This is a genomic window from Lentzea sp. NPDC004789 (assembly GCF_053601075.1).
The window spans coordinates 364942-383666 of record NZ_JBSGBE010000001.1 but is presented as its reverse complement, the minus strand read 5'-3'; the positions used below and the strand labels follow the sequence as shown (position 1 = coordinate 383666).

Sequence of the window (18725 nt, the reverse complement as noted above, 5' to 3'; positions counted from 1 at the left end):
CCGGACAGTTCAGCGGGTCCGGGGAGGTTTCGCGGCGGCCGCCTCCCCGGATTCCGTCAACCACCCCCTGCCGTGCGCGCGCAACGCCAGCTCGTAGGTGGCGGCGGCGTCGATGCCCGGCGGCAGGTTGCCGTTGAGCTCCAGGCTCACCAGGCCGTGCGCGATGCCCCACATCGACATCGCGATCTGCTCCGGGTCCTCGTCCAGGAACACCTTCTGCTCGACCGCCCGCCGCACCGTGGTGATCACCGGTGCGAACGTCCTGCCCGCCGCGCGGCTCATCGCCTTCGTCGGCTCGACGACCTTCGAGTAGAGCACCGAGTAGAACTGCGGGTCCGCGAGCGCGCTGCGCCGGTACGCGAGGCCGATCTGGACCAGGTCCTCCGCGGGGTCGTCGGTGACCGGCACCGCCGTGAGGTGCGCGCCGAACCGGTTGAACGCCTCGTCGTAGAGCGCTTCGAGCAGCGCCGGTTTGCCGCCGAAGAGGGAATAGACCGCCGTGGTCGACGTGTTGACGTCGGTGGCGATCTTGCGCAGGCTCACCGCCGCCGGACCTTCGGTGCTGAGCAGCTCGCCCGCCCGTTCGAGCAGACGCCGCCGCAGAGCGTCGTCGTGGGTCTTGGGCCGGGGCATCACGCAATCCTAACGGCCGCTGGCCGGAGTGGTATCACATTGGTACCGTCGCGAGCATGGCGATGACCTTGCGGTTGACCGAAGAGGAGAACCTGCGGCTCGCTGAACTGGCGCAGGCCGAGGGGCGCTCCAAGCAGGAGGTCGTGCGTCTCGCGATCGCGGACCGCTACCAGCGCATGCAGCAGGAGGAGAAGCTCGGCGAGGTGCTCGGGCGGGTCCTGCCGAAGTACCGGGGTCTTTTGGATAGGCTCGGATCTTCCTGAAACTGTCAGACCTCTGTGATCAACTGGGTGCCGTGATCTCCTACCTCGACGCCGGGGACCTCTTAGTGCTGGCCACGGCCGTGACCGGCGGCGACCTCGTCGTCCGGGACATCGGTCTGCTGGACACGGCGGCCTACCGTCCCCGCGCCACCGTCCTCGGCGTGGAGGCTTACGACACGCTGTGGTTGAAGTCCTCCGCTTTACTCGACTCGATCGTGCGAACCCGCCCCCTGGTCGAGGGAAACTGGCGGCTCGGCTGGGTCTCCGCCGTCACGATGTGTGACATCAACGGGTACTGGATCGACGCGGACGAGGATGACGCGCTCGAACTCGTGCGCGCCCTGGGCCGTGACAAGATCGACGTGCCGGAGATGGCGGGCCATCTCGAAGCGTGGGGACTCCCGAAGGATTCCGCTTGACCTAGAGCGCGCTCTAGGTCATAGCGTCGAGCTCGTGAGTTACTCGATAGCCCAGGCCGCGCAGCGCAGTGGGTTGTCCATCGACACCTTGCGCTACTACGAACGAATCGGGCTCGTCGACCCGCCCGCGCGTGACTCGGGTGGTCGCCGCAGCTACTCGGAGGAGGACCTCGGCTGGCTGGCCTTCGTGACGCGCCTGCGCACGACCGGCATGCCGATCCGCATGATGCGCGAGTTCGCGCAGCTCAGGCACCGCGGCGACCTGACGGCAGGCCGCCGCAAGCAGATCCTCGTCGAGCACCGCAACGACGTCCGCTCCCGCATCGCGGAGCTGCAGACGTGCCTGGAGGTGCTCGACTACAAGATCGACCACTACGCGGTGGTCGAGCGTGACTTGGAGGCGACGGCGTGAGCCGTTTGTTGGGACAGCTGGAAGTCGGGCCGCAGGGCCTCGGCTGCATGGGGATGTCGGAGTTCTACGGCGCCGGCGACGAGGCGGAGTCGATCGCGGTGATCCACCGGGCCCTGGAGCTCGGCGTGACGCTGCTCGACACCGCCGACATGTACGGGCCGCATCTGAACGAGGAGCTGGTGGGCCGCGCGATCGCGGGCCGTCGTTCGGACGTCGTCCTGGCCACGAAGTTCGGCATCGTGCGCGAGCCGGGCGGCACCCGCAGCGTCCGCGGCGACCGCGAGTACGTGAGGTCCTCGGTCGAGGGCTCGCTGCGCAGGCTCGGCACCGACGTGATCGACCTGTACTACCTGCACCGCGTGCCCGCGGACACGCCGATCGAGGAGACCGTCGGCGCGATGGCCGAGCTGGTCACCGAGGGCAAGGTGCGCTTCCTCGGCCTCTCGGAGGCAGGCGCCGAGACCCTGCGCCGCGCCCACGCCGTGCACCCGATCACGGCCCTGCAGAGCGAGTGGTCGCTGTGGTCGCGCGACATCGAGACCGAGATCGTGCCGACCGCCCGCGAACTGGGCATCGGCCTGGTCCCGTACTCGCCGCTGGGCCGCGGCGTGCTGACCGGCCGCTTCACCTCGGCCGCCGACTTCGGCGAGGGTGACTTCCGCGGCGTCGCACAGCCCCGGTTCTCCGGCGCGAACCTCGACACGAACCTGAAGATGGTCGAGGAGCTGCGCGCCCTCGCCGCCGAGCGCGGCGTGACCGCGGGCCAGCTGGCGCTGGCGTGGGTGCAGCACCGGGGCGACGACGTCGTGCCGATCCCGGGCACCAAGCGGATCAAGTACCTGGAGGAGAACGTCGCGGCGGCCGCCTTGTCGCTGTCCGCCGACGACCTGGCCGCGATCGAGGCCGCGGTGCCCGCGTCGGCGGTGGCCGGTGACCGCTACCCGGACATGAGCGCTGTCGGCCGCTAGAACATACGTTCGAACCTATCCCCAGGGTTGTCCACAGGTTGGGGACAAGAAGCTGTGGACAACCCTGGGTTCATGTGGACAACTCGCTTGTTGAGCGCGCGGATGATCGCGGGCCGCTGCGCGGGCTTCGTACCGCGAAGCGCCAACCAGGTGATCGCGACGCGGCCGGTGGCGCGGATCAGCAGCGCGAGAAGGCCGGCGGTGGTGACTGCGGTCAACATCCACCAAGTGGATCGCTGTTCGTCCGGTGAGTCTATGTCGAATTGTGAATACCGATATTCTGGTTTCAGCATAACGCCTGCTCAGGCGGCGTGGAGGCTAGTCGGAAAGGGGCGTCGTGACCGTGGCCCCGAGCTCTCAGCGCGCCTCCAGCTGCGCCTTCCTCGGCTCACCGGTGACCACCACGTGCTGGGTCGCCTTCTCTAACCCCACCCCAGCCCGGTCGTGGCCGTCTCCACGCTGCGCACCGCACCTGTCGTGTCATTGTTGCCGTGCACGTGCAGCCCGAACGGCCTCGTCCGCACCCTCTCCCGGTTCGAAGTGGTGGAGCTGGGACCGGTGCTCACGCCCGCGTACGGCGAGATCACCGTTGCGATGCGCAGCCTTGCCCGAGTCAGTCGAGCGCGAGAATTCGTTCCGCTGATCTACCTGCTTTAGAAAGCGGAGCTAAGCCCTCCGTGCGACATTGTTCGCGCGGAGGGCCTTTTGTGTTCAACTTCGTTGACGCTTGCTTGGTGCGCTACTGTGTCTGCATGGAGTTCCTGAAAGTCGCGGGCAAGACGATTCAGCGGCCGTCGTTCGAGGAAGAAGACCTTGCGGACGAAGTGGTCGTGTTCCGTGGTGACTTCGAACTCGAAACAGCGCGGGTCGGGCAGGGCGATCAGTCCGGTGTCACCGGTGAGGGTTCCATTTCTTTGTCGCTTGTATCGGATGTGGACCTGTCGGAATCGCGTCTTGCTCCGCTCGAACTTTCGGACGTCAGGTTCGAGGAGGTGAACTTGGCGAACGCGGTCCTCGCTGATGTGACCGCGCGGAGGGTGGACTTTCTTCGCTGTCAGGCAATCGGGCTTCGGGCCTCGTTTGGTCAAGCTTCGGATATCTACGCGGAGGACTGCCGGTTCGACTACGCGACCTTCAGGATTGATCAGGTCAAGAACGCTGTCATCTTCCGTCGATGCTCATTCCGTGAAGCCGTGTTCGTTGGAGACCTTTCCAATGTAGTTTTCGATGAATGTGAGGTGCCTCAGGTTGAATTTGAGGCCGCCCGCGCTGGTGGCTGTGACCTCACGACTTCCCGGCTTAGTGACGTCAGCGGGCTGTTGACCCTGCGAGGAGCGAAGATCGAAGCCGTTCAGGCCAGCTTCCTCGGTGCTCAGTTCGCCAAGGAAGCTGGCCTGACGGTTGCGGACTGACTACTTCTTGTCCCAGTTGTCCCACGTGGGACGATTGTCGAATCCGCCGCCTCCGGTCACGTTGTCCCACGTGGGGTCATTGTCAAAAGCGTTGATTCGTGTAGGTAGCTGACCGATCCTGGTCAGCAGGTCCACGAGCGTCGTTCGACACTCCAGGATCCTGGTCTCCAGTAGCTGTTGATTGGTCAAGGCGTAGCACTCCCTCCAGTAGTGAAATCTTGCTGTTCCGGCAGTAGTTGGTCGTGGTTCCATCCATGCGGCCGTGCTCGAAGTAGCGGTTGGCCGGATGTCCGCCTCCGTAGAAGTCGAAGTACGGGCATGTGAGCTGGCAAGCCTTGACTCCCCGCGCGAACTCGGAGACCCAGGAGTCTTCGGATGTCGATTGCTCGATGATCTCGACCAGGGTGTTTTGCAGTACGTTTCCCGCTGGAGAACGTGCCGCGATTCGAGTTGAAGCCCGCGAGCTCAGGCGAGATCAGGGTTACCGAGCCGTCGTGGCCAACAGTCGGCAGAGGATCGAACAGCGTCTCATCACGATGCGTGGCGCTGTCACGCCTGAGGACCGCACCTGCATAGCTGAGCGCCCTCTCAAGCTCTCGGACGCGGACAGCGGGGTTCTCGCGCCAACTCGCCGCGAGCGTCGTCCAGAAGTCAGTTACGACGTCTTGGCGGTGGGCGTTGGTGGAGACGTTGACGCCTTCCTGCTCTTCGATGTTGACGCCGAGATGCGCGATCCCGCACTCGACGGCGAAGGCGTAGAGCCTGCGGGCGCGCTCGGGCGTTGGATCGGACACCACCGCGATGGCGTGGACCTCGTGACCGTGGGCGCGCAGAAGTTCTATGCCGCGCACCGCCTTTGCCTGCGTGGGCATCTGCCGCCGGTCTACGCGGCTCGTGTTGTCGGCGGGCGCGCCGTCGATGCTGACGCCGACGTGTAGGTCCCGCTCTGCGAAGAACTCGCACCAAGCGTCGTCGATCAACGTCGCGTTCGTCTGAACCACGTGCTTGACGTCGATCCCCGCGAACGCGTCCATCAGCCGCCCGAGATGGGCTCGGCCGGTGGCCAGCGGCTCTCCGCCGTGCCAGCACACTTCGACCGTGCCGGACGCTGCCCACGGACGTACTGACGCGGCTACCGCTTGTGCGACCGCGAGCTTCATGGTGTTCCGCTCGTGCCGGAACGGCAGGTAGCAATAGGTGCAGTCGAGATTGCACAGCGTCTCCGGCTGCATGATGACTGAGGTCGGCCGAAGGAAGAGTTGCTGATCCAAGATTCCCCCTCGTTCGTGACTTGGTCCGAGCGCTATCGGCGCCTCGGTCGCCGCCTCCACCACGTCCACGGGAAGCGATAAACGAACGGCCATCGGTCTTTGAGCTGATCCCAGATGACGACGCCGATGATGAAGGCGAACGAGAGTGCGGCGAGGATCGCGCCGATGGTCTGTTCCCAGCCCCAGTTCATGCCGACACCACTCCTCGGGCGGTGGGCATCTCGGGCCACGTGAGCGCGATCCGGGCGACTACCTCAGCAACTGACCCGTAGGTCTGCAACGCCACAGAACTGCCGACCATGCGGACTGCTTCGCACTCGTCCGGCCCGACGACGCGGACCAGGTCGCGGATGTCCACCTTGAGCTGGCGGATGAAGACCAGGCTCTCCGGCTCCGCGTCGAACTCGCCGAGCCGTCGACCCACGAACCCAATCGCTGTCAGTCGGCTCACCGCGACCGACTCAGGCGAGAACGGGTTGTAGATCGTGCTCATGGCGGGTGAACCTCCCCGGTGGATCTGGCTGCCTCTGTTCCTACCGGGATCAAACGATGTTTATGCTGATCAACGCGTTTACAAGAGTTGACAACGCGGACCGGGAGCGGGCGTGTCGGAGCTGAGTGCTGCCCTCAGGGCAGCGCGCGAGACGGCCGGACTCAGCCTGTCCCGGATGTCTCAACTCACGCACTACAGCAAGCCGTACCTGAGCCTGATCGAGAACGGCAAGCGCCGGCCACTCCCGGACGTCGTCACCGCCTACGAACAGGCTCTTGGCGTTCCGCTGGGCAGCGATCCGGTGCGCCGCGCGCACGAGTGGCTTGTCTCGGACTCTCCGATTGCCGTGCAGAGCCGTTCCGGCCGCAGGGTTGGTGACTCCCTTGCGGACGCCGTAGAAGCTCGTGTGGTCGAGCTGCGTCACCTGGACGACGTGGTTGGAAGTACGGACCTGCTGCCTGCTGTGCGGCAAGAGTTGTCCGAGACAGAATCGTTGGTGCGTAACGGTTCTTACTCCGACGCCACGGGACGAAGGCTGCTGACCGCGACGGGTGAACTCGCCCAACTCGGTGGGTGGGTCGCATCGGACGCGGGTAAGTACGCGGATGCTCAGCGGCTCTACCTCGGTGGAGTGTCCGCGGCTTCCGAGGCAGGCAATGATTCCCTTGCCGCACAACTGTTTTCGTCGCTGAGCTACCAGATTGCGAACGTGGCTGACCCGCATGATGCGCTGTTACTGGCACGGTCTGCGGTGAAGGGTGCTCGTGATGCCACGCCCGTCGTTCGGGCGCTGCTGTTGGAGCGGGTGGCATGGGCGAGTGCCAAGACGAAGGACCACGACGGAACACGGCGCGTGCTCGATGCCGTGGACGACGCGTACGAACAGCGGTCACCTGGAATTGAAGAGCCCGAGTGGGTTTATTGGCTCAACAGAGCCGAAATCGATGTGATGGCCGGGCGTTGCATGATCGAACTGGGTGACCCTGGCCAAGCCGAACCGCTGCTTTCAGCCGCTGTCGCCACCTACCCGGAGGAACACTCGCGAGAGGTGGCGCTCTATCTCTCGTGGCTCGCGGAGTCGTACGCACGAGTTGGTGCCCTCGACGCTGCGAGGGACACGTTGAGTCGAGCGCGAGAGTTCGCCTCGCGGATGCCGTCCGCGCGGACAGACGACCGGTTCAACCTCCTGGACAGCTTGCTCAGGGCATGAGTTGTGCGGCGACCGTCGCGCCGAGTTCCCAGCACGCGCGTAGATCGCCCTTCGACGGCTCGCCGGTCACGCTGACGTTCGGGGTCACCTTTTCCCACGCCAAGCCCGTGGTGATCGACTCGATACCGCGAATCGCTCCGGTCGTGTCGTTGTTGCCGTGGACATAGAGGCCGAACGGTCGACCCCGCGTGGCGTCCAGGCACGGGTAGTAGGCGAGATCGAAGAACACTTTGAGCGCGCCGCTCATCATGCCGAGGTTGGCGGGCGTGCCGAGGATGTAGCCGTCCGCTTCGAGCGCGTCGGAAACGGATGTGGACAAGGCTGGACGACGTACCACTTCCACATCCTGGATTTCCGGGTCGGTCGCCCCCGAGATGACTGCCTCGAACATTGCTTGCAGGTTCGGTGATGGAGTGTGGTGGACGATCAGCAGCCTCTTGGACACGCCGGTCAGGCTTCCTTAGATGTTGACGTGATGCAATCGCGATAGGCTGACGGTCAGCAGGTGGGTCCGTAATGGGCACCTGTCGTGTCGTCGCCTGTTTTTGTGGGATGGGGCAGGAGTGAGCCGACGACGCGACTGGGTGGGGAAGCCTCCCTGTGAGGGATTCAACTGAACATGGCTGTACAACGATCGCCCTCCGTGCTCACAGGTGGGCTTGGTTGTTGTGGAGTGCCATGTCGATCTGGTGGGCTGCTGTCGCGGTGATCGCGACGACTGGGTCCGGTCTCGTCGCGAAGTGGATGGTCTTACGGTTCTTGCACCGCGTCTACGAGCGTGGTGGAGCGGCCGATCTCAAAGCTGCGGCGGAGGCCCTGCGTCGTACCAGCTCATGGACGGTTGCCGAAAAGCTTGCGCGGGGCCGGAATGTGCTCCCGCGTGGCCGTGACCAGGGCGAACAGTGAATGCTATTTCTTCGCCTTGCCACCGCTCATGTAACCGAGGTTCGCGGGCGTCCCCAGCAGGTAGCCGTCGGCCTCCAGGACATCCACAGCGGTTGTGGACAACGCGGCCCGCCGGACCACGTCGACACCGGAGATCTCGGGCGTGGTCGCACCCGCGACGACGGCCTCGAACATCGCCTGCAGGGCGGGCGACGGCGTGTGGTGGACGATCAGCAGCCGCGCCATCAGTAGTCCATCTCGTAGTCATCGAGGTTCGGTGGCGTCACGTTCACGCCGAGCGCGATCAGGTCCTCGGTGGTGACCGTCTCGACCGTGGAGTCGATGAGACCGAGCAACTCCTCGACGATGTCGAGGTGTGCCTTCTTCGACATGTTGTTCAACTGGTCGATCTCGTCCACCTTGTCGAGGACGCCGCTGCCCTCCAGCCTGCGGATGATCAGGCCGGCCTCGCCGAAGTTGCTCATCGGCCCGGTGATGGCCGCGTTGGACCTGACGGTGGCGTTCAGCATCATCTTCATCGCCATGTTCGAGTCGAGGTCGACCCCGAAAGCGATCAGCAGGCCGTCCCTCATCCTGACCTGGTGCTTCTTCATCTCGTTGCTGAACCCGCCGTAGAACATGTTGAGCCCGCGACGGCTGTCGGGATGCGCGTCGAGAACGGCCTGGGCGAGGTCACGCCGCGTGTACTCCATGAGCGGCAACATAGATGACCATGACCCGCGCCTCCTACGACATCGTCGCCGCCAGCTACGCCCGCCTCGTCCCGGACGCGCACGACGGCCGCCCGCTCGACGCCGCGATCATGCGGGCGTTCGCCGAGCTGGTGGAAGGCCCGGTCGGCGACCTCGGCTGCGGCACCGGCCGGATCACCCAGTACCTGCACGAGCTGGGCCTGGACGCGTTCGGCGTCGACCTGTCCGACGGCATGCTCGACGAGGCGCGCAGGCTCTACCCGCACCTGAACTTCACGCAGGGCGACATCACGAACCTGGATCTCGAGGACAACAGCCTCGGCGGCGCGGTCGTCTGGTACTCCACGGTCCACATGCCCGCCGAGGAGGTGCCCTGGCGAGAGTTCCACCGGGTGCTCAAGCCCGGCGGACACCTCTTGCACGCCTTCAAGCTCGGCCACCTGAAGAACCACATGACGCACGCCTACGGCCACGACGTGGACCTCTACGTCTACTGGCACGACATCGATGAAACCGTGCGCAACGCCACCGATGCCGGGTTCAACGAAGTGGCACGCCTGCAACGTCAGAAGGACGTGGACGAGAAGGGGCCGCAGGCGTTTTTGTTGGTGCGGAAACGGAACCCCGGTACCCGTGAAGCGTCCTAGTGGGTGTACACAGGAGGGACCATGAAGACCACCGCCCTTATGACCACCAGTCCTCGTCAGCGTCGCATCACCTGGGGTTTCGGCCTTGCGATCGGCATCGGGATGATCGGGATCGGGCCCCTCTTCGCGTCGCTGTGGCCGGGATTCGACCACAGCCCGTGGGACGTCAACACGATGTTGCTCGGGCTCGGCGTGGGGCTTTGCACGATCGCGTACATCTTCGGGCGGATCGCCGTCGCGGCGGTCACCGAGGGGCGCCGCAGCGCGGTCGCCCCGCCGACCAGCAGAGCTTTCTGGGTGGCCGGCGGGGGTTTCGCGCTCGCCGCGGTCTGCCTGATGATCGCCCTGTCGGGCTGACCGGCTAGCTGACCAGTGCGGTGACCCGTTCCCGCAGCACGTCCAGTCGTCGCCGAGCCGCCGCACGGGCGGACTCCAGTCCGTCCGTGACCGGCTCGACGACCTCCAGGTACGCCTTGAGCTTCGGTTCGGTGCCCGACGGGCGCACGATCACCCGCACGCCGTCGGCCGTCCAGCGCAGCACGTCCGCGCCGGGCAGCAGGTCCTCCGAAGCGAAGTCCTCGGGAGGCGTGGCGCGCAACCGGGCCATCGTCGCGCCGATCAGCGACAAATCGGTGTATCGCAAGGAAACCTGGTCGGTCAGGTGCAGGCCGTGGTCCAGTGCCAGCTGGTCCAGCGCGTCCAGCAACGTGCGGCCGGAGGCCTTTAGACCGGCGGCCAGGTCCGCGGCCACGACGGCGGCCGAGATGCCGTCCTTGTCCGCCACGAACTCCGGGTCGACGCAGTTGCCGAGCGCCTCCTCGTAGGCGAACACCAGACCCTCACCGGCCCGTGCCAGCCACTTGAAGCCGGTCAGCGTCTCCGCGTACCGGGCACCGTGCGCGGCAGCGATCGACTTCAGCAAAGAAGAAGACACGATCGTCGTCGCCACCAACGGATCCGCGGACTCGGTGGTCGACAGCACCAGCGACCCGAGCAGCACGCCGGTCTCGTCGCCGCGCAGCATCCGCCACGTCGAGCCGTCCCGAACACCCAGCGCACACCGGTCGGCGTCCGGGTCCAACGCGATCGCGAGATCCGCGTCCACCGACGCCGCGAGGGAGAGCAGCTCGTCGGACGCGCCGGGCTCCTCCGGGTTCGGGAACACCACGGTCGGGAAGTCCGGGTCCGGCACCGCCTGCGACCGCACCACGTGCACATCGGTGAAACCCGCGCGCCGCAACGCTTCCACCGCGAACGCGCCGCCGACGCCGTGCATCGGCGTCAACGCGATCTTCAGCCCGCGCGCGTTCTGGCGCGGCAACGACGCCACCCGTTCCAGGTAGGCGTCGACGTCGGCCTCGGACACGACCGAGTATCCGCCGGATCGAGGTACCGACACGGCCGCCGGAACGGCCTCGATCGCCTTCTCGATCTCCCGGTCCGACGGCGGCACGATCTGCGAGCCGCCGGTCAGGTAGAGCTTGTACCCGTTGTCCGCGGGCGGGTTGTGCGACGCGGTGATCTGGATCCCGGCCACCGCACCGTGTTTGCGCACCAGGAACGCCAGCACCGGCGTCGGCAACGGCCCCGGCAGCATCCGCACGTCGAAGCCCGCGGCCGCCATCACCTCGGCGGCGGCGGTGGCGAACTCCTCCGACCCGTGCCGGGCGTCCCGCCCGACGAACACCAGCCCGGACGTCCCGAGCCACGACGCCAGCCCGGCGGTCGTGCGGACCACCGTGGCCACGTTCATGCCGTTCGTGCCGGCCCGGACCGGTCCGCGCAGCCCGGCGGTGCCGAACGTCAGCGGCCCGGCCATGCGGTCGGCCAGGTCCTCCGCCGCGGCGGGGTCGCCGCCCATCGCGCGCGCCAGCACGCCCTGCAACTCGGTCCGAGTCGCGTCGGAGGGGTCGTCAGCGATCCACCGGAACGTCGCGTCACGCAGTGCCGGCGTCAGGCTCATGCCCGGTCCACCAGCTCGCGCAGCAGCGTGCCCATGCGCTCGGCCGCGGCGGCACCGGCGTCCAGCACCTCCTGGTGGTTCAGCGGCTCGCCGGTGATGCCCGCCGCGAGGTTCGTGACCAGCGACAGGCCGAACACCTCGACACCCTCGGCGCGTGCGGCGATGGCCTCGAGCACGGTCGACATGCCGACCAGGTCCGCGCCCATCGTGCGCAGCATCCTGATCTCGGCGGGCGTCTCGAAGTGCGGGCCGGGCAGCCCCGCGTACACGCCTTCTTCGAGCGACGGGTCGATCTGCTGGGCCAACGACCGCAGCCGCGGCGAGTACAGGTCCGTGAGGTCCACGAACCGCGCGCCGACCAGCGGCGACAGCGAGGTCAGGTTGAGGTGGTCGGAGATCAGCACGGGCTGCCCGACCGACATGCCCTGCCGCAGACCACCGGCGGCGTTGGTCAGCACGATCGTCGACACGCCCGCGGCGGCGGCGGTGCGCACGCCGTGGACGACCTTCTGGACGCCCTTGCCTTCGTAGCCGTGGGTGCGGCCGAGCACGACGAGGACCTTCTTGCCGCCCACCTCGACCGAACGGATGGTGCCGCCGTGGCCGAGCGCGGTCGGCGCCTCGAAGCCCTCCAGCTCACCGACGGGGATTTCGGTGACCGGTTCACCGATCACGTCGGCGGCGGGCCGCCAGCCGGAGCCGAGCACGATCGCGATGTCGTGCTTCGCCACGCCGGTGCGGCTCTGGATCTGTTCCGCGGCCTTGCCGGCCAGCTCTTCTGGAGTCACCGCGAGAGCTTAAACCGGGGCGAACGTCGAGGCGATCGCGTCGAACAGCCGCACGCGTGCCTCGTCCTCCTGCTCTGTGGGCACCACCACTTCGATCACCCACAGGTCGTTGCCGTACGGCAGCACGCGGGAGAAGTGCGACCTCCTCAGCGCGTTGGGTTCGTCACCCTCCACCGTCTTGTAGATGAACTGGATGCTGTCCTCGGTGCGCGGCCCCGCGAGGTTGGGCGTGAGCACCTTGTCGCCGCCGAAGAACCGGCTCGGCCACCGCGCCTGCACGCTGGCCGTGTACGCGCTGATGGACCGCTTCGGGTAGAAGTCGGGGAACCGCTGCACCGTGACCTCGTACGCACCGGTGTCGGACACGAAGTGCACGACCGAGGACGCGGGCATCAGCTTGTCGGCCGCGCGTTGCTCGGCGTAGGTCGACCAGTTCGCCTCGACGCTCAGCTTGAACTTCCCTCCCTGGTCGCCGATCGCCGTCACGGCGGACGCGGTGCGCGGCTCCAGCGTCGGTGACGTGGGCAGGGTCGGCAGCGTCTGCACCGTCTGCTGGGTCGGCGGCAGCAGCGACGCCCCGGCCGTCAGCCGGATCAGCGCGAACCCGCCACCCGACCCCGCCACGAACAGCAACAGGGCAGCGACCAGCAGGAACGTCGTGGCCGCCGGCCCTCGCCGCCGCTGCGGCGTGATCGGCTTGGTGATCATGAACGGCAACGGCCCCGGATCGTCGGCCAGCGGCGCGTCCGGTTCGATCTTCGGCTTCGGCCGCACGACCACCGGCAGCGGCACGGCCTCGCGGACCTCGAACGCGTCGGTGCCGGGTTCGGGCAGCAGCTGGTAGACCTTCCGCCGAACGTCGACCAGCGACATGCGCTCCGACGGCTCCTTCTGCATCAACCCGCTGATCACGGGCCCGAGCCGCCCGGCGCCCGCGGGCACCGGCACGTCGCCGTTGATCACGGCGTTGATCGTCTGCATGACGTTCTTGCCCACGTACGGCGGCTCGCCGGCCATCGCGGCCCACATCGTGGCGCCCAGCGACCACCGGTCGGCCGCCTCGGAGACGTCACCGCCCTGGGCGACCTCGGGCGCGATGTAGGCGGGCGTGCCGAGCGTGATGCCGCGCGCGGTCATGGTGGCCTCGGCGACGTTGCGCGCGATGCCGAAGTCCGTGAGCTTCACCCGTCCGTCGTCGGCGATCAGCACGTTGCCCGGCTTCACGTCCCGGTGCGTGATCCCGGCCCGGTGCGCCGACGCCAGCGCCGCCGCGACCGCGTCCAGCACCGCGGCGCCCTGCTTCTCGGTGAGGCAGCCCTGCTCCTGCAGCACCTCGCCCAGGCTGCGCGACGGCACCAGCTCCATCACCACGTACGGGTCGCCGTCGTGCTGGACGACGTCGTAGAGCGTCACGAGGTTCGGGTGAGACAGCGCGGCGATGGCCCGTGCCTCGCGCATCGTCCGTTCCCGCAGCTCGTCGGCAGCGTTGTCGGGCATGCCGGGGGTGTGCAGGATGCCCTTGACGGCGACCTGCCTGCCCAGCACCTCGTCGTGCGCGGCCCACACCGTGCCCATCGAGCCCTGACCCAGCACGTGCAGCAGCCGGTACCGGTCCGCGATCAGGCGCTTCAGGTCAGCTTTGTCCACGCTTCAATTCTTCCTGACACACTGACTGCATCGTTAACGGCGGTGAACCTCACATAGCCGTGTCGGTACTGGTCGGTAACACTGCAACGCATGATGGAGTTGGCCTTGCCCGCCGAATTCCGCCCGAACGAGTTCCCCGCGGCCACGCGGGAACAGTGGCGAGAGATGGTCGACGCCGTCCTGAGCAAGACCGGCGCGAGCTTCGAATCGCTGATCACCAAGACGTACGACGGCATCGAACTGCAGCCGCTGTACACCCTCGACGACGCGCTGCCGGTGCCGTACGCGCTCGCGCCCGCCAAGCAGGGCTGGGACGTCCGCCAGCGCCACTCCGTACCCGATCCCGTCGCGGTGATGAACGACCTGGAGGGCGGCGTCACCTCGCTGTGGCTCGCGCTGCCCGCCTCGTCGCTCGAACGCGTGCTGGACGGCGTCTACCTCGACCTCGCGCCGATCGTGCTGGACGGCGACGTCGAGGCCGCGCGCACGATGCTGCGGATCTACGACCAGGCACCGCTGCTGCCCGACCAGGTGCGCGGCAACCTCGCCCTCACCCCTTCCGGTGACGCTCTCGACGTCATCAGGCAGGCCGTCGAGCAGTTCCCGAACCTGCGGACCGTCGTCGTCGACGCGCTGCCGTTCCACGACGCGGGCGGTTCGGACTCCGAGGAGCTCGGGGCCTCACTGGCCCTGGCGGTGTCGCACCTGCGTGCCTTGACGGACGCGGGGCTGAGCGTCGCGCAGGCGTTCGCGCAGCTGGAGTTCCGCTACGCCGCGACCGCCGACCAGTTCACGACCATCGCCAAGCTGCGCGCCGCGCGCCGGCTGTGGGCGCGGGTCGCCGAGGTGTCCGGTGCGGACGTGCCGCAGGTGCAGCACGCGGTGACGTCCAGCGCGATGATGACCCGGCGCGACCCGTGGGTGAACATGCTGCGCACCACGGTGGCGACGCTCGCCGCCGGTCTCGGCGGTGCCGACGCGGTGACGGTGCAGCCGTTCGACGCGGCGATCGGGCTGCCGGACGAGTTCGCCCGCCGGATCGCGCGCAACACGCAGAACCTGCTGCTGGAGGAGTCGCACCTCGGCGAGGTGATCGACCCCGCGGCCGGGTCCTGGTACGTGGAGAAGCTGACCGACGAGCTGGCCGCTGCCGCCTGGACGTGGTTCCAGGAGATCGAACGCGCGGGCGGGTTCGCCGCCGCGCGTGAGCTCATCGCCTCCCGGATCGCCGAGACGTGGGCCGCGCGCTCGGCTCGGCTCGCCGACCGGAGCGACCCGATCACGGGCGTCAGCGAGTTCCCGAACCTGGCCGAGAAGCCGGTCGTGCGCGAGCCCGCCCCCGGAATCGATTCGGATTCGCAGACCCCCAGGGGGGATGCACCCCCCATCCCAATTCTCCCAAGCGGGTCTGACAGTTTCGGGCTGCCGCGCGTTCGGTACGCCCAGGCCTTCGAGGAGCTGCGCGACCTCGCCGACGCACAGCCCGAACGCCCGCAGGTCTTCCTCGCCACCCTCGGCCCGGTCGCCGCCCACACCGCGCGCGCCACCTTCGCCGCGAACCTGTTCAACGCGGGCGGTTTCGCCACCCCGAACGCGGGCCCGACCAGGACCCCGGAAGACGTCGCCGAGAAGTTCAGGGCCTCCGGAGCCAGGATCGCGGTCATCTGCGGCAGCGACACCAGCTACGCCGACCAGGCCGTCGCGACGGAAGAGGCCCTGCGCGAAGCGGGCGCGGAACGGGTACTCCTGGCGGGCAAGAGGACCGACGCGAACGTCGACGGCTACGTGCACCTGGGTTGCCCGGCACTGGAGATCCTGAACAACACCTTCGACTTCCTGGGAGTGGAGCGATGATCCCCAACTTCGCGGACATCGACCTCGGCCCGCTCCCGTCGGCGAAGTACGAGGCCGACCTGCCGGCGTGGGAGACGCCGGAGGGCATCGCGGTCAAGCCGGTCTACGGACCGTCCGATGTGGACGGACTGGACTTCCTGCGGACCTACCCCGGCATCGCGCCGTTCCTGCGCGGCCCGTACCCGACGATGTACGTCAACCAGCCGTGGACGATCCGGCAGTACGCGGGCTTCTCGACGGCCGAGGAGTCGAACGCCTTCTACCGCCGCAACCTCGCGGCCGGTCAGAAGGGTCTGAGCGTCGCGTTCGACCTCGCCACGCACCGCGGTTACGACTCGGATCACCCGCGCGTGGCCGGTGACGTGGGCATGGCGGGCGTGGCGATCGACTCGATCTACGACATGCGCACGTTGTTCGACGGCATCCCGCTGGACAAGATGTCCGTGTCGATGACGATGAACGGCGCGGTGCTGCCGATCCTCGCCCTGTTCGTCGTGGCGGCGGAGGAGCAGGGGGTGAAGCCGGAGCAGCTCATGGGGACGATCCAGAACGACATCCTCAAGGAGTTCATGGTCCGCAACACCTACATCTACCCGCCGCAGCCGTCGATGCGGATCATCTCCGACATCTTCAGCTTCACCAGCGGTCACATGCCGAAGTTCAACTCCATCTCGATCTCCGGCTACCACATGCAGGAGGCCGGGGCGACGGCCGATCTGGAGCTGGCCTACACGCTCGCGGACGGCGTCGAGTACATCCGCGCAGGCAAGGCGGCCGGCCTCGACGTCGACGCGTTCGCGCCGCGGCTCAGCTTCTTCTGGGCGGTCGGCATGAACTTCTTCATGGAGATCGCCAAGATGCGGGCCGCCCGCCTGCTCTGGGCGAAGCTCGTGCAGACGTTCGAACCGAAGTCCGCGAAGTCCCTCAGCCTCCGCACCCACTGCCAGACGAGCGGGTGGTCGCTCACCGCGCAGGACGTGTTCAACAACGTCGCGCGGACGTGCGTCGAGGCGATGGCGGCGACGCAGGGCCACACGCAGTCGTTGCACACCAACGCACTCGACGAGGCGCTCGCGCTGCCCACCGACTTCTCCGCGCGCATCGCCCGCAACACCCAGCTTCTTCTCCAGCAGGAGTCCGGCACGACGCGCGTCATCGACCCGTGGGGCGGCAGCGCGTACGTCGAGCGGCTCACCAACGAGCTCGCCAAGAAGGCCTGGGAGCACATCACCGAGGTCGAGAAGGCGGGCGGCATGGCCCGCGCGATCGACGAGGGCATCCCGAAGCTGCGCATCGAGGAGGCCGCCGCCCGCACGCAGGCGCGCATCGACTCCGGCCGGCAGCCCGTCATCGGCGTCAACAAGTACCTGGTGGCCGACGACGAGCAGATCGAGGTCCTCAAGGTCGACAACGCCGGCGTGCGCGCGCAGCAGCTCGAAAAGCTGCGCAGGCTCAGGGAGGAACGCGACCAGTCCGCTGTGGACAGTGCGCTCCAGCAGCTGACGAACGCCGCGACCGGCGGCGGCAACCTGCTGGAGCTGGCGATCAACGCCGCCCGCGCCAAGGCGACCGTCGGCGAGATCTCCGAGTCGCTCGGCAAGGTGTGGGGGCGGCACAGCGCGCAGATCCGCACCATCACCGGTGTCTACCGCCAGGAGGTCGGCGAAGTGTCCAACGTGGACGCCTGCCGCGAGGTCGTCGAGGCGTTCGCGGAGGAGGAGGGACGCCGTCCGCGCATCCTGGTCGCCAAGATGGGGCAGGACGGGCACGACCGCGGCCAGAAGGTGATCGCGACGGCGTTCGCGGACCTCGGCTTCGACGTCGACGTCGGCCCGCTGTTCCAGACGCCGGAGGAGGTCGCGCGCCAGGCCGTGGAGGCCGACGTGCACATCGTCGGCGTGTCCTCGCTGGCCGCCGGTCACCTCACGCTGGTGCCCGCGCTCAGGGAGGAGCTCGCCAAGCTCGACCGCGCGGACATCATGATCGTCGTCGGTGGCGTGATCCCGCCGCAGGACTTCGACGAGCTGTACGCGGCGGGCGCTTCGGCGATCTTCCCGCCCGGCACGGTGATCGCCGACGCGGCCAAGGACCTTCTGGTGAAACTCGCGGACCAGCTCGGCCACCATGGCTAGGGTGATCGACGTCGCCGAGCTCACCAAGGGCGTCCTCGAAGGCAACCGAGGCGTCCTGGCGAGGGCGATCACGCTCGTCGAGTCCAAGCGAGCGGACCACCGCGCGAAGGCGCAGGAGCTGCTGATCGAGCTGCTGCCCAAGTCGGGCAACGCGATCCGGGTCGGCATCACCGGCGTACCCGGCGTGGGCAAGTCGACGTTCATCGACGCGTTGGGCACCATGCTCACCGAGAAGGGCCATCGGGTGGCGGTGCTCGCCGTTGACCCGTCGTCCACCCGCACCGGCGGCAGCATTCTGGGCGACAAGACGCGCATGGCCCGGCTGTCGGTCGACCAGGAGGCGTTCATCCGCCCGTCGCCGACGTCCGGCACGCTCGGCGGCGTCGCGCAGGCCACCCGCGAGACGATCGTGCTGGTCGAGGCGGCCGGGTTCGACGTGGTGCTGGTCGAGACGGTCGGCGTCGGGCAGTCGGAGGTGGCCGTCGCGAACATGACGGACTGCTCGCTGTTCCTGACCCTGGCGCGCACCGGCGACCAGCTGCAGGGCATCAAGAAGGGCATCCTGGAGCTCGCGGACGTCATCGCGGTCAACAAGGCCGACGGTGAGCACGAGCTGGACGCCCGCAAGGCCGCCCGTGAGCTGGCCGGAGCCCTCAAGCTGCTGCGCCCGCCGGACGCGTTGTGGCACCCGCCGGTGCTGACGTGCTCCGGCCTCACCGGGGCCGGGCTGGACGAGCTGTGGTCCCGCGTGCTGGAACACCAGTCCACCTTGAGGGACGCCGGTGAGCTGGACGAACGCCGTCGGCGTCAGCAGGTCGAGTGGACCTGGATGATGGTCCACGACGAACTGTGGCGGCAGGTGCGGGAGAGTGCGAACGTGCGCGCGTTGGCACCCTCTTTGGAGGAGAAGGTCAGGTCGGGCGAGCTGACCGCGACGCTGGCCGCCGAGCAGCTTTTGCAGGCGTTTCAATCGGACTCTCGGTAGCGCTGTAACTAGTTTGGGTGACCTTCGATC

General features: G+C 67.6%; 22 protein-coding genes and 1 pseudogene. 11 read left to right on the top strand and 12 right to left on the bottom strand.

All coding sequences use genetic code 11. The features are described from left to right. Positions 1 to 9 precede the first annotated feature (9 nt). Positions 10 to 633, bottom strand: a complete 624-nt coding sequence (locus ACWEIJ_RS01810) for a TetR/AcrR family transcriptional regulator (protein ID WP_449835304.1) — start codon at positions 631 to 633, stop codon at positions 10 to 12. Positions 634 to 689: 56 nt separating this feature from the next. Here ACWEIJ_RS01810 and ACWEIJ_RS01805 point away from each other — a divergent pair, with 56 nt between their 5' ends. Genes ACWEIJ_RS01805 through ACWEIJ_RS01790 form a run of 4 tightly spaced genes read left to right on the top strand, consistent with a single transcriptional unit; the run spans position 690 to position 2695 of the window. Further along, a complete protein-coding gene (locus ACWEIJ_RS01805) occupies positions 690 to 896 on the top strand; it encodes a ribbon-helix-helix protein, CopG family (RefSeq protein WP_030470728.1) in 207 nt (68 codons plus the stop codon). A gap of 32 nt (positions 897 to 928) precedes the next feature. Continuing rightward, positions 929 to 1315 carry a type II toxin-antitoxin system death-on-curing family toxin gene (locus ACWEIJ_RS01800; protein ID WP_449835303.1) on the top strand — a complete coding sequence of 129 codons (387 nt, stop codon included), beginning with the start codon at positions 929 to 931 and terminating at the stop codon, positions 1313 to 1315. Positions 1316 to 1349: 34 nt separating this feature from the next. Next, entirely contained in the window at positions 1350 to 1727 is a 378-nt protein-coding gene (locus ACWEIJ_RS01795; protein ID WP_355448874.1) for a MerR family transcriptional regulator, read from the top strand. 47 nt (positions 1728 to 1774) lie between these two features. Continuing rightward, the gene (locus ACWEIJ_RS01790) at positions 1775 to 2695 is read left to right on the top strand and encodes an aldo/keto reductase (RefSeq protein ID WP_449835730.1); all 921 of its coding nucleotides are present in this window, start codon (positions 1775 to 1777) and stop codon (positions 2693 to 2695) included. Here ACWEIJ_RS01790 and ACWEIJ_RS01785 read toward each other — a convergent pair. Continuing rightward, complete coding sequence (locus ACWEIJ_RS01785; RefSeq protein WP_449835302.1) at positions 2692 to 2916, bottom strand: hypothetical protein; 225 nt, start codon at positions 2914 to 2916, stop codon at positions 2692 to 2694. The two genes, ACWEIJ_RS01790 and ACWEIJ_RS01785, sit on opposite strands and share 4 nt — an antisense overlap. A 531-nt stretch (positions 2917 to 3447) precedes the next feature. Between ACWEIJ_RS01785 and ACWEIJ_RS01780 the strand changes: the two genes are divergently transcribed. Continuing rightward, a complete protein-coding gene (locus tag ACWEIJ_RS01780) occupies positions 3448 to 4107 on the top strand; it encodes a pentapeptide repeat-containing protein (protein ID WP_449835301.1) in 660 nt (219 codons plus the stop codon). Here ACWEIJ_RS01780 and amcA read toward each other — a convergent pair whose 3' ends face one another. From amcA to ACWEIJ_RS01760, 4 genes are read right to left on the bottom strand one after another with little or no spacing between them, the layout of a single operon-like run. Further along, on the bottom strand, positions 4108 to 4359 hold the full coding sequence (amcA, locus tag ACWEIJ_RS01775; protein ID WP_449835300.1) for a multiple cyclophane-containing RiPP AmcA: 252 nt from the start codon (positions 4357 to 4359) through the stop codon (positions 4108 to 4110). After that, positions 4293 to 5378: a radical SAM protein gene (locus tag ACWEIJ_RS01770; RefSeq protein ID WP_449835299.1), complete on the bottom strand. Its 1086-nt coding sequence runs from the start codon at positions 5376 to 5378 to the stop codon at positions 4293 to 4295. Before ACWEIJ_RS01770 ends, amcA begins: the two co-directional genes overlap by 67 nt. A gap of 32 nt (positions 5379 to 5410) precedes the next feature. Beyond that, positions 5411 to 5569 carry a hypothetical protein gene (locus ACWEIJ_RS01765; RefSeq protein WP_449835298.1) on the bottom strand — a complete coding sequence of 53 codons (159 nt, stop codon included), beginning with the start codon at positions 5567 to 5569 and terminating at the stop codon, positions 5411 to 5413. After that, entirely contained in the window at positions 5566 to 5871 is a 306-nt protein-coding gene (locus ACWEIJ_RS01760; protein WP_449835297.1) for a hypothetical protein, read from the bottom strand. The genes ACWEIJ_RS01765 and ACWEIJ_RS01760 overlap by 4 nt, the downstream gene beginning before the upstream one ends. Positions 5872 to 5983: 112 nt before the next feature. On the opposite strand from ACWEIJ_RS01760, the gene ACWEIJ_RS01755 reads away from it, so the two are divergent. Further along, a complete protein-coding gene (locus ACWEIJ_RS01755) occupies positions 5984 to 7081 on the top strand; it encodes a helix-turn-helix domain-containing protein (protein ID WP_449835296.1) in 1098 nt (365 codons plus the stop codon). Here ACWEIJ_RS01755 and ACWEIJ_RS01750 read toward each other — a convergent pair. The 3 genes and pseudogenes from ACWEIJ_RS01750 to ACWEIJ_RS01740 all read right to left on the bottom strand — a co-directional run bounded on the left by ACWEIJ_RS01750 (position 7071) and on the right by ACWEIJ_RS01740 (position 8679). Further along, the gene (locus ACWEIJ_RS01750) at positions 7071 to 7472 is read right to left on the bottom strand and encodes a flavodoxin family protein (protein ID WP_449835729.1); all 402 of its coding nucleotides are present in this window, start codon (positions 7470 to 7472) and stop codon (positions 7071 to 7073) included. The genes ACWEIJ_RS01755 and ACWEIJ_RS01750 overlap by 11 nt on opposite strands. Positions 7473 to 8008: 536 nt before the next feature. After that, positions 8009 to 8212, bottom strand: a pseudogene (locus tag ACWEIJ_RS01745) (flavodoxin family protein); the annotation flags it as partial. Further along, on the bottom strand, positions 8212 to 8679 hold the full coding sequence (locus ACWEIJ_RS01740; RefSeq protein ID WP_449835295.1) for a hypothetical protein: 468 nt from the start codon (positions 8677 to 8679) through the stop codon (positions 8212 to 8214). The gene ACWEIJ_RS01740 and the pseudogene ACWEIJ_RS01745, both read right to left, overlap by 1 nt. A gap of 20 nt (positions 8680 to 8699) precedes the next feature. Here ACWEIJ_RS01740 and ACWEIJ_RS01735 point away from each other — a divergent pair, with 20 nt between their 5' ends. Together ACWEIJ_RS01735 and ACWEIJ_RS01730 are read left to right on the top strand one after the other, a co-directional pair. Beyond that, the gene (locus ACWEIJ_RS01735) at positions 8700 to 9326 is read left to right on the top strand and encodes a class I SAM-dependent methyltransferase (protein WP_449835294.1); all 627 of its coding nucleotides are present in this window, start codon (positions 8700 to 8702) and stop codon (positions 9324 to 9326) included. Positions 9327 to 9347: 21 nt separating this feature from the next. After that, a complete protein-coding gene (locus ACWEIJ_RS01730; protein WP_449835293.1) occupies positions 9348 to 9683 on the top strand; it encodes a hypothetical protein in 336 nt (111 codons plus the stop codon). Between the two features lie 4 nt (positions 9684 to 9687). Here ACWEIJ_RS01730 and ACWEIJ_RS01725 read toward each other — a convergent pair whose 3' ends face one another. The 3 genes from ACWEIJ_RS01725 to ACWEIJ_RS01715 are packed head-to-tail and all read right to left on the bottom strand — an operon-like array spanning position 9688 to position 13724. Beyond that, complete coding sequence (locus ACWEIJ_RS01725; RefSeq protein WP_449835292.1) at positions 9688 to 11289, bottom strand: phospho-sugar mutase; 1602 nt, start codon at positions 11287 to 11289, stop codon at positions 9688 to 9690. After that, positions 11286 to 12077, bottom strand: coding sequence for a purine-nucleoside phosphorylase (locus ACWEIJ_RS01720; protein ID WP_449835291.1), 792 nt, complete (start codon positions 12075 to 12077; stop codon positions 11286 to 11288). Before ACWEIJ_RS01720 ends, ACWEIJ_RS01725 begins: the two co-directional genes overlap by 4 nt. 9 nt (positions 12078 to 12086) lie before the next feature. Continuing rightward, on the bottom strand, positions 12087 to 13724 hold the full coding sequence (locus tag ACWEIJ_RS01715) for a serine/threonine-protein kinase (RefSeq protein WP_449835290.1): 1638 nt from the start codon (positions 13722 to 13724) through the stop codon (positions 12087 to 12089). A 90-nt stretch (positions 13725 to 13814) separates the two neighbouring features. Here ACWEIJ_RS01715 and ACWEIJ_RS01710 point away from each other — a divergent pair, with 90 nt between their 5' ends. From ACWEIJ_RS01710 to meaB, 3 genes are read left to right on the top strand one after another with little or no spacing between them, the layout of a single operon-like run. Beyond that, positions 13815 to 15578, top strand: a complete 1764-nt coding sequence (locus ACWEIJ_RS01710; protein WP_449835289.1) for a methylmalonyl-CoA mutase family protein — start codon at positions 13815 to 13817, stop codon at positions 15576 to 15578. Next, positions 15575 to 17710 carry a methylmalonyl-CoA mutase gene (scpA, locus tag ACWEIJ_RS01705; protein ID WP_449835288.1) on the top strand — a complete coding sequence of 712 codons (2136 nt, stop codon included), beginning with the start codon at positions 15575 to 15577 and terminating at the stop codon, positions 17708 to 17710. The genes ACWEIJ_RS01710 and scpA overlap by 4 nt, the downstream gene beginning before the upstream one ends. Then, positions 17703 to 18695 (top strand): methylmalonyl Co-A mutase-associated GTPase MeaB, encoded by a 993-nt coding sequence (gene meaB, locus ACWEIJ_RS01700; RefSeq protein WP_449835287.1) that lies wholly within the window; start codon positions 17703 to 17705, stop codon positions 18693 to 18695. Before scpA ends, meaB begins: the two co-directional genes overlap by 8 nt. Positions 18696 to 18725: the final 30 nt, after the last annotated feature.

Excerpts from the sequence above, each read along its gene's own strand:
- ACWEIJ_RS01810 (WP_449835304.1), bottom strand. The coding sequence starts at position 633 with ATGCCCCGGCCCAAGACCCACGACGACGCTCTGCGGCGGCGTCTGCTC.
- ACWEIJ_RS01805 (WP_030470728.1), top strand. The coding sequence starts at position 690 with ATGGCGATGACCTTGCGGTTGACCGAAGAGGAGAACCTGCGGCTCGCT.
- ACWEIJ_RS01790 (WP_449835730.1), top strand. The coding sequence starts at position 1,775 with ATGGGGATGTCGGAGTTCTACGGCGCCGGCGACGAGGCGGAGTCGATC.
- ACWEIJ_RS01785 (WP_449835302.1), bottom strand. The coding sequence starts at position 2,916 with ATGTTGACCGCAGTCACCACCGCCGGCCTTCTCGCGCTGCTGATCCGC.
- ACWEIJ_RS01780 (WP_449835301.1), top strand. The coding sequence starts at position 3,448 with ATGGAGTTCCTGAAAGTCGCGGGCAAGACGATTCAGCGGCCGTCGTTC.
- amcA (WP_449835300.1), bottom strand. The coding sequence starts at position 4,359 with ATGGAACCACGACCAACTACTGCCGGAACAGCAAGATTTCACTACTGG.
- ACWEIJ_RS01765 (WP_449835298.1), bottom strand. The coding sequence starts at position 5,569 with ATGAACTGGGGCTGGGAACAGACCATCGGCGCGATCCTCGCCGCACTC.
- ACWEIJ_RS01760 (WP_449835297.1), bottom strand. The coding sequence starts at position 5,871 with ATGAGCACGATCTACAACCCGTTCTCGCCTGAGTCGGTCGCGGTGAGC.
- ACWEIJ_RS01750 (WP_449835729.1), bottom strand. The coding sequence starts at position 7,472 with ATGTTCGAGGCAGTCATCTCGGGGGCGACCGACCCGGAAATCCAGGAT.
- ACWEIJ_RS01740 (WP_449835295.1), bottom strand. The coding sequence starts at position 8,679 with ATGGAGTACACGCGGCGTGACCTCGCCCAGGCCGTTCTCGACGCGCAT.
- ACWEIJ_RS01735 (WP_449835294.1), top strand. The coding sequence starts at position 8,700 with ATGACCCGCGCCTCCTACGACATCGTCGCCGCCAGCTACGCCCGCCTC.
- ACWEIJ_RS01730 (WP_449835293.1), top strand. The coding sequence starts at position 9,348 with ATGAAGACCACCGCCCTTATGACCACCAGTCCTCGTCAGCGTCGCATC.
- ACWEIJ_RS01725 (WP_449835292.1), bottom strand. The coding sequence starts at position 11,289 with ATGAGCCTGACGCCGGCACTGCGTGACGCGACGTTCCGGTGGATCGCT.
- ACWEIJ_RS01710 (WP_449835289.1), top strand. The coding sequence starts at position 13,815 with ATGATGGAGTTGGCCTTGCCCGCCGAATTCCGCCCGAACGAGTTCCCC.
- scpA (WP_449835288.1), top strand. The coding sequence starts at position 15,575 with ATGATCCCCAACTTCGCGGACATCGACCTCGGCCCGCTCCCGTCGGCG.
- meaB (WP_449835287.1), top strand. The coding sequence starts at position 17,703 with ATGGCTAGGGTGATCGACGTCGCCGAGCTCACCAAGGGCGTCCTCGAA.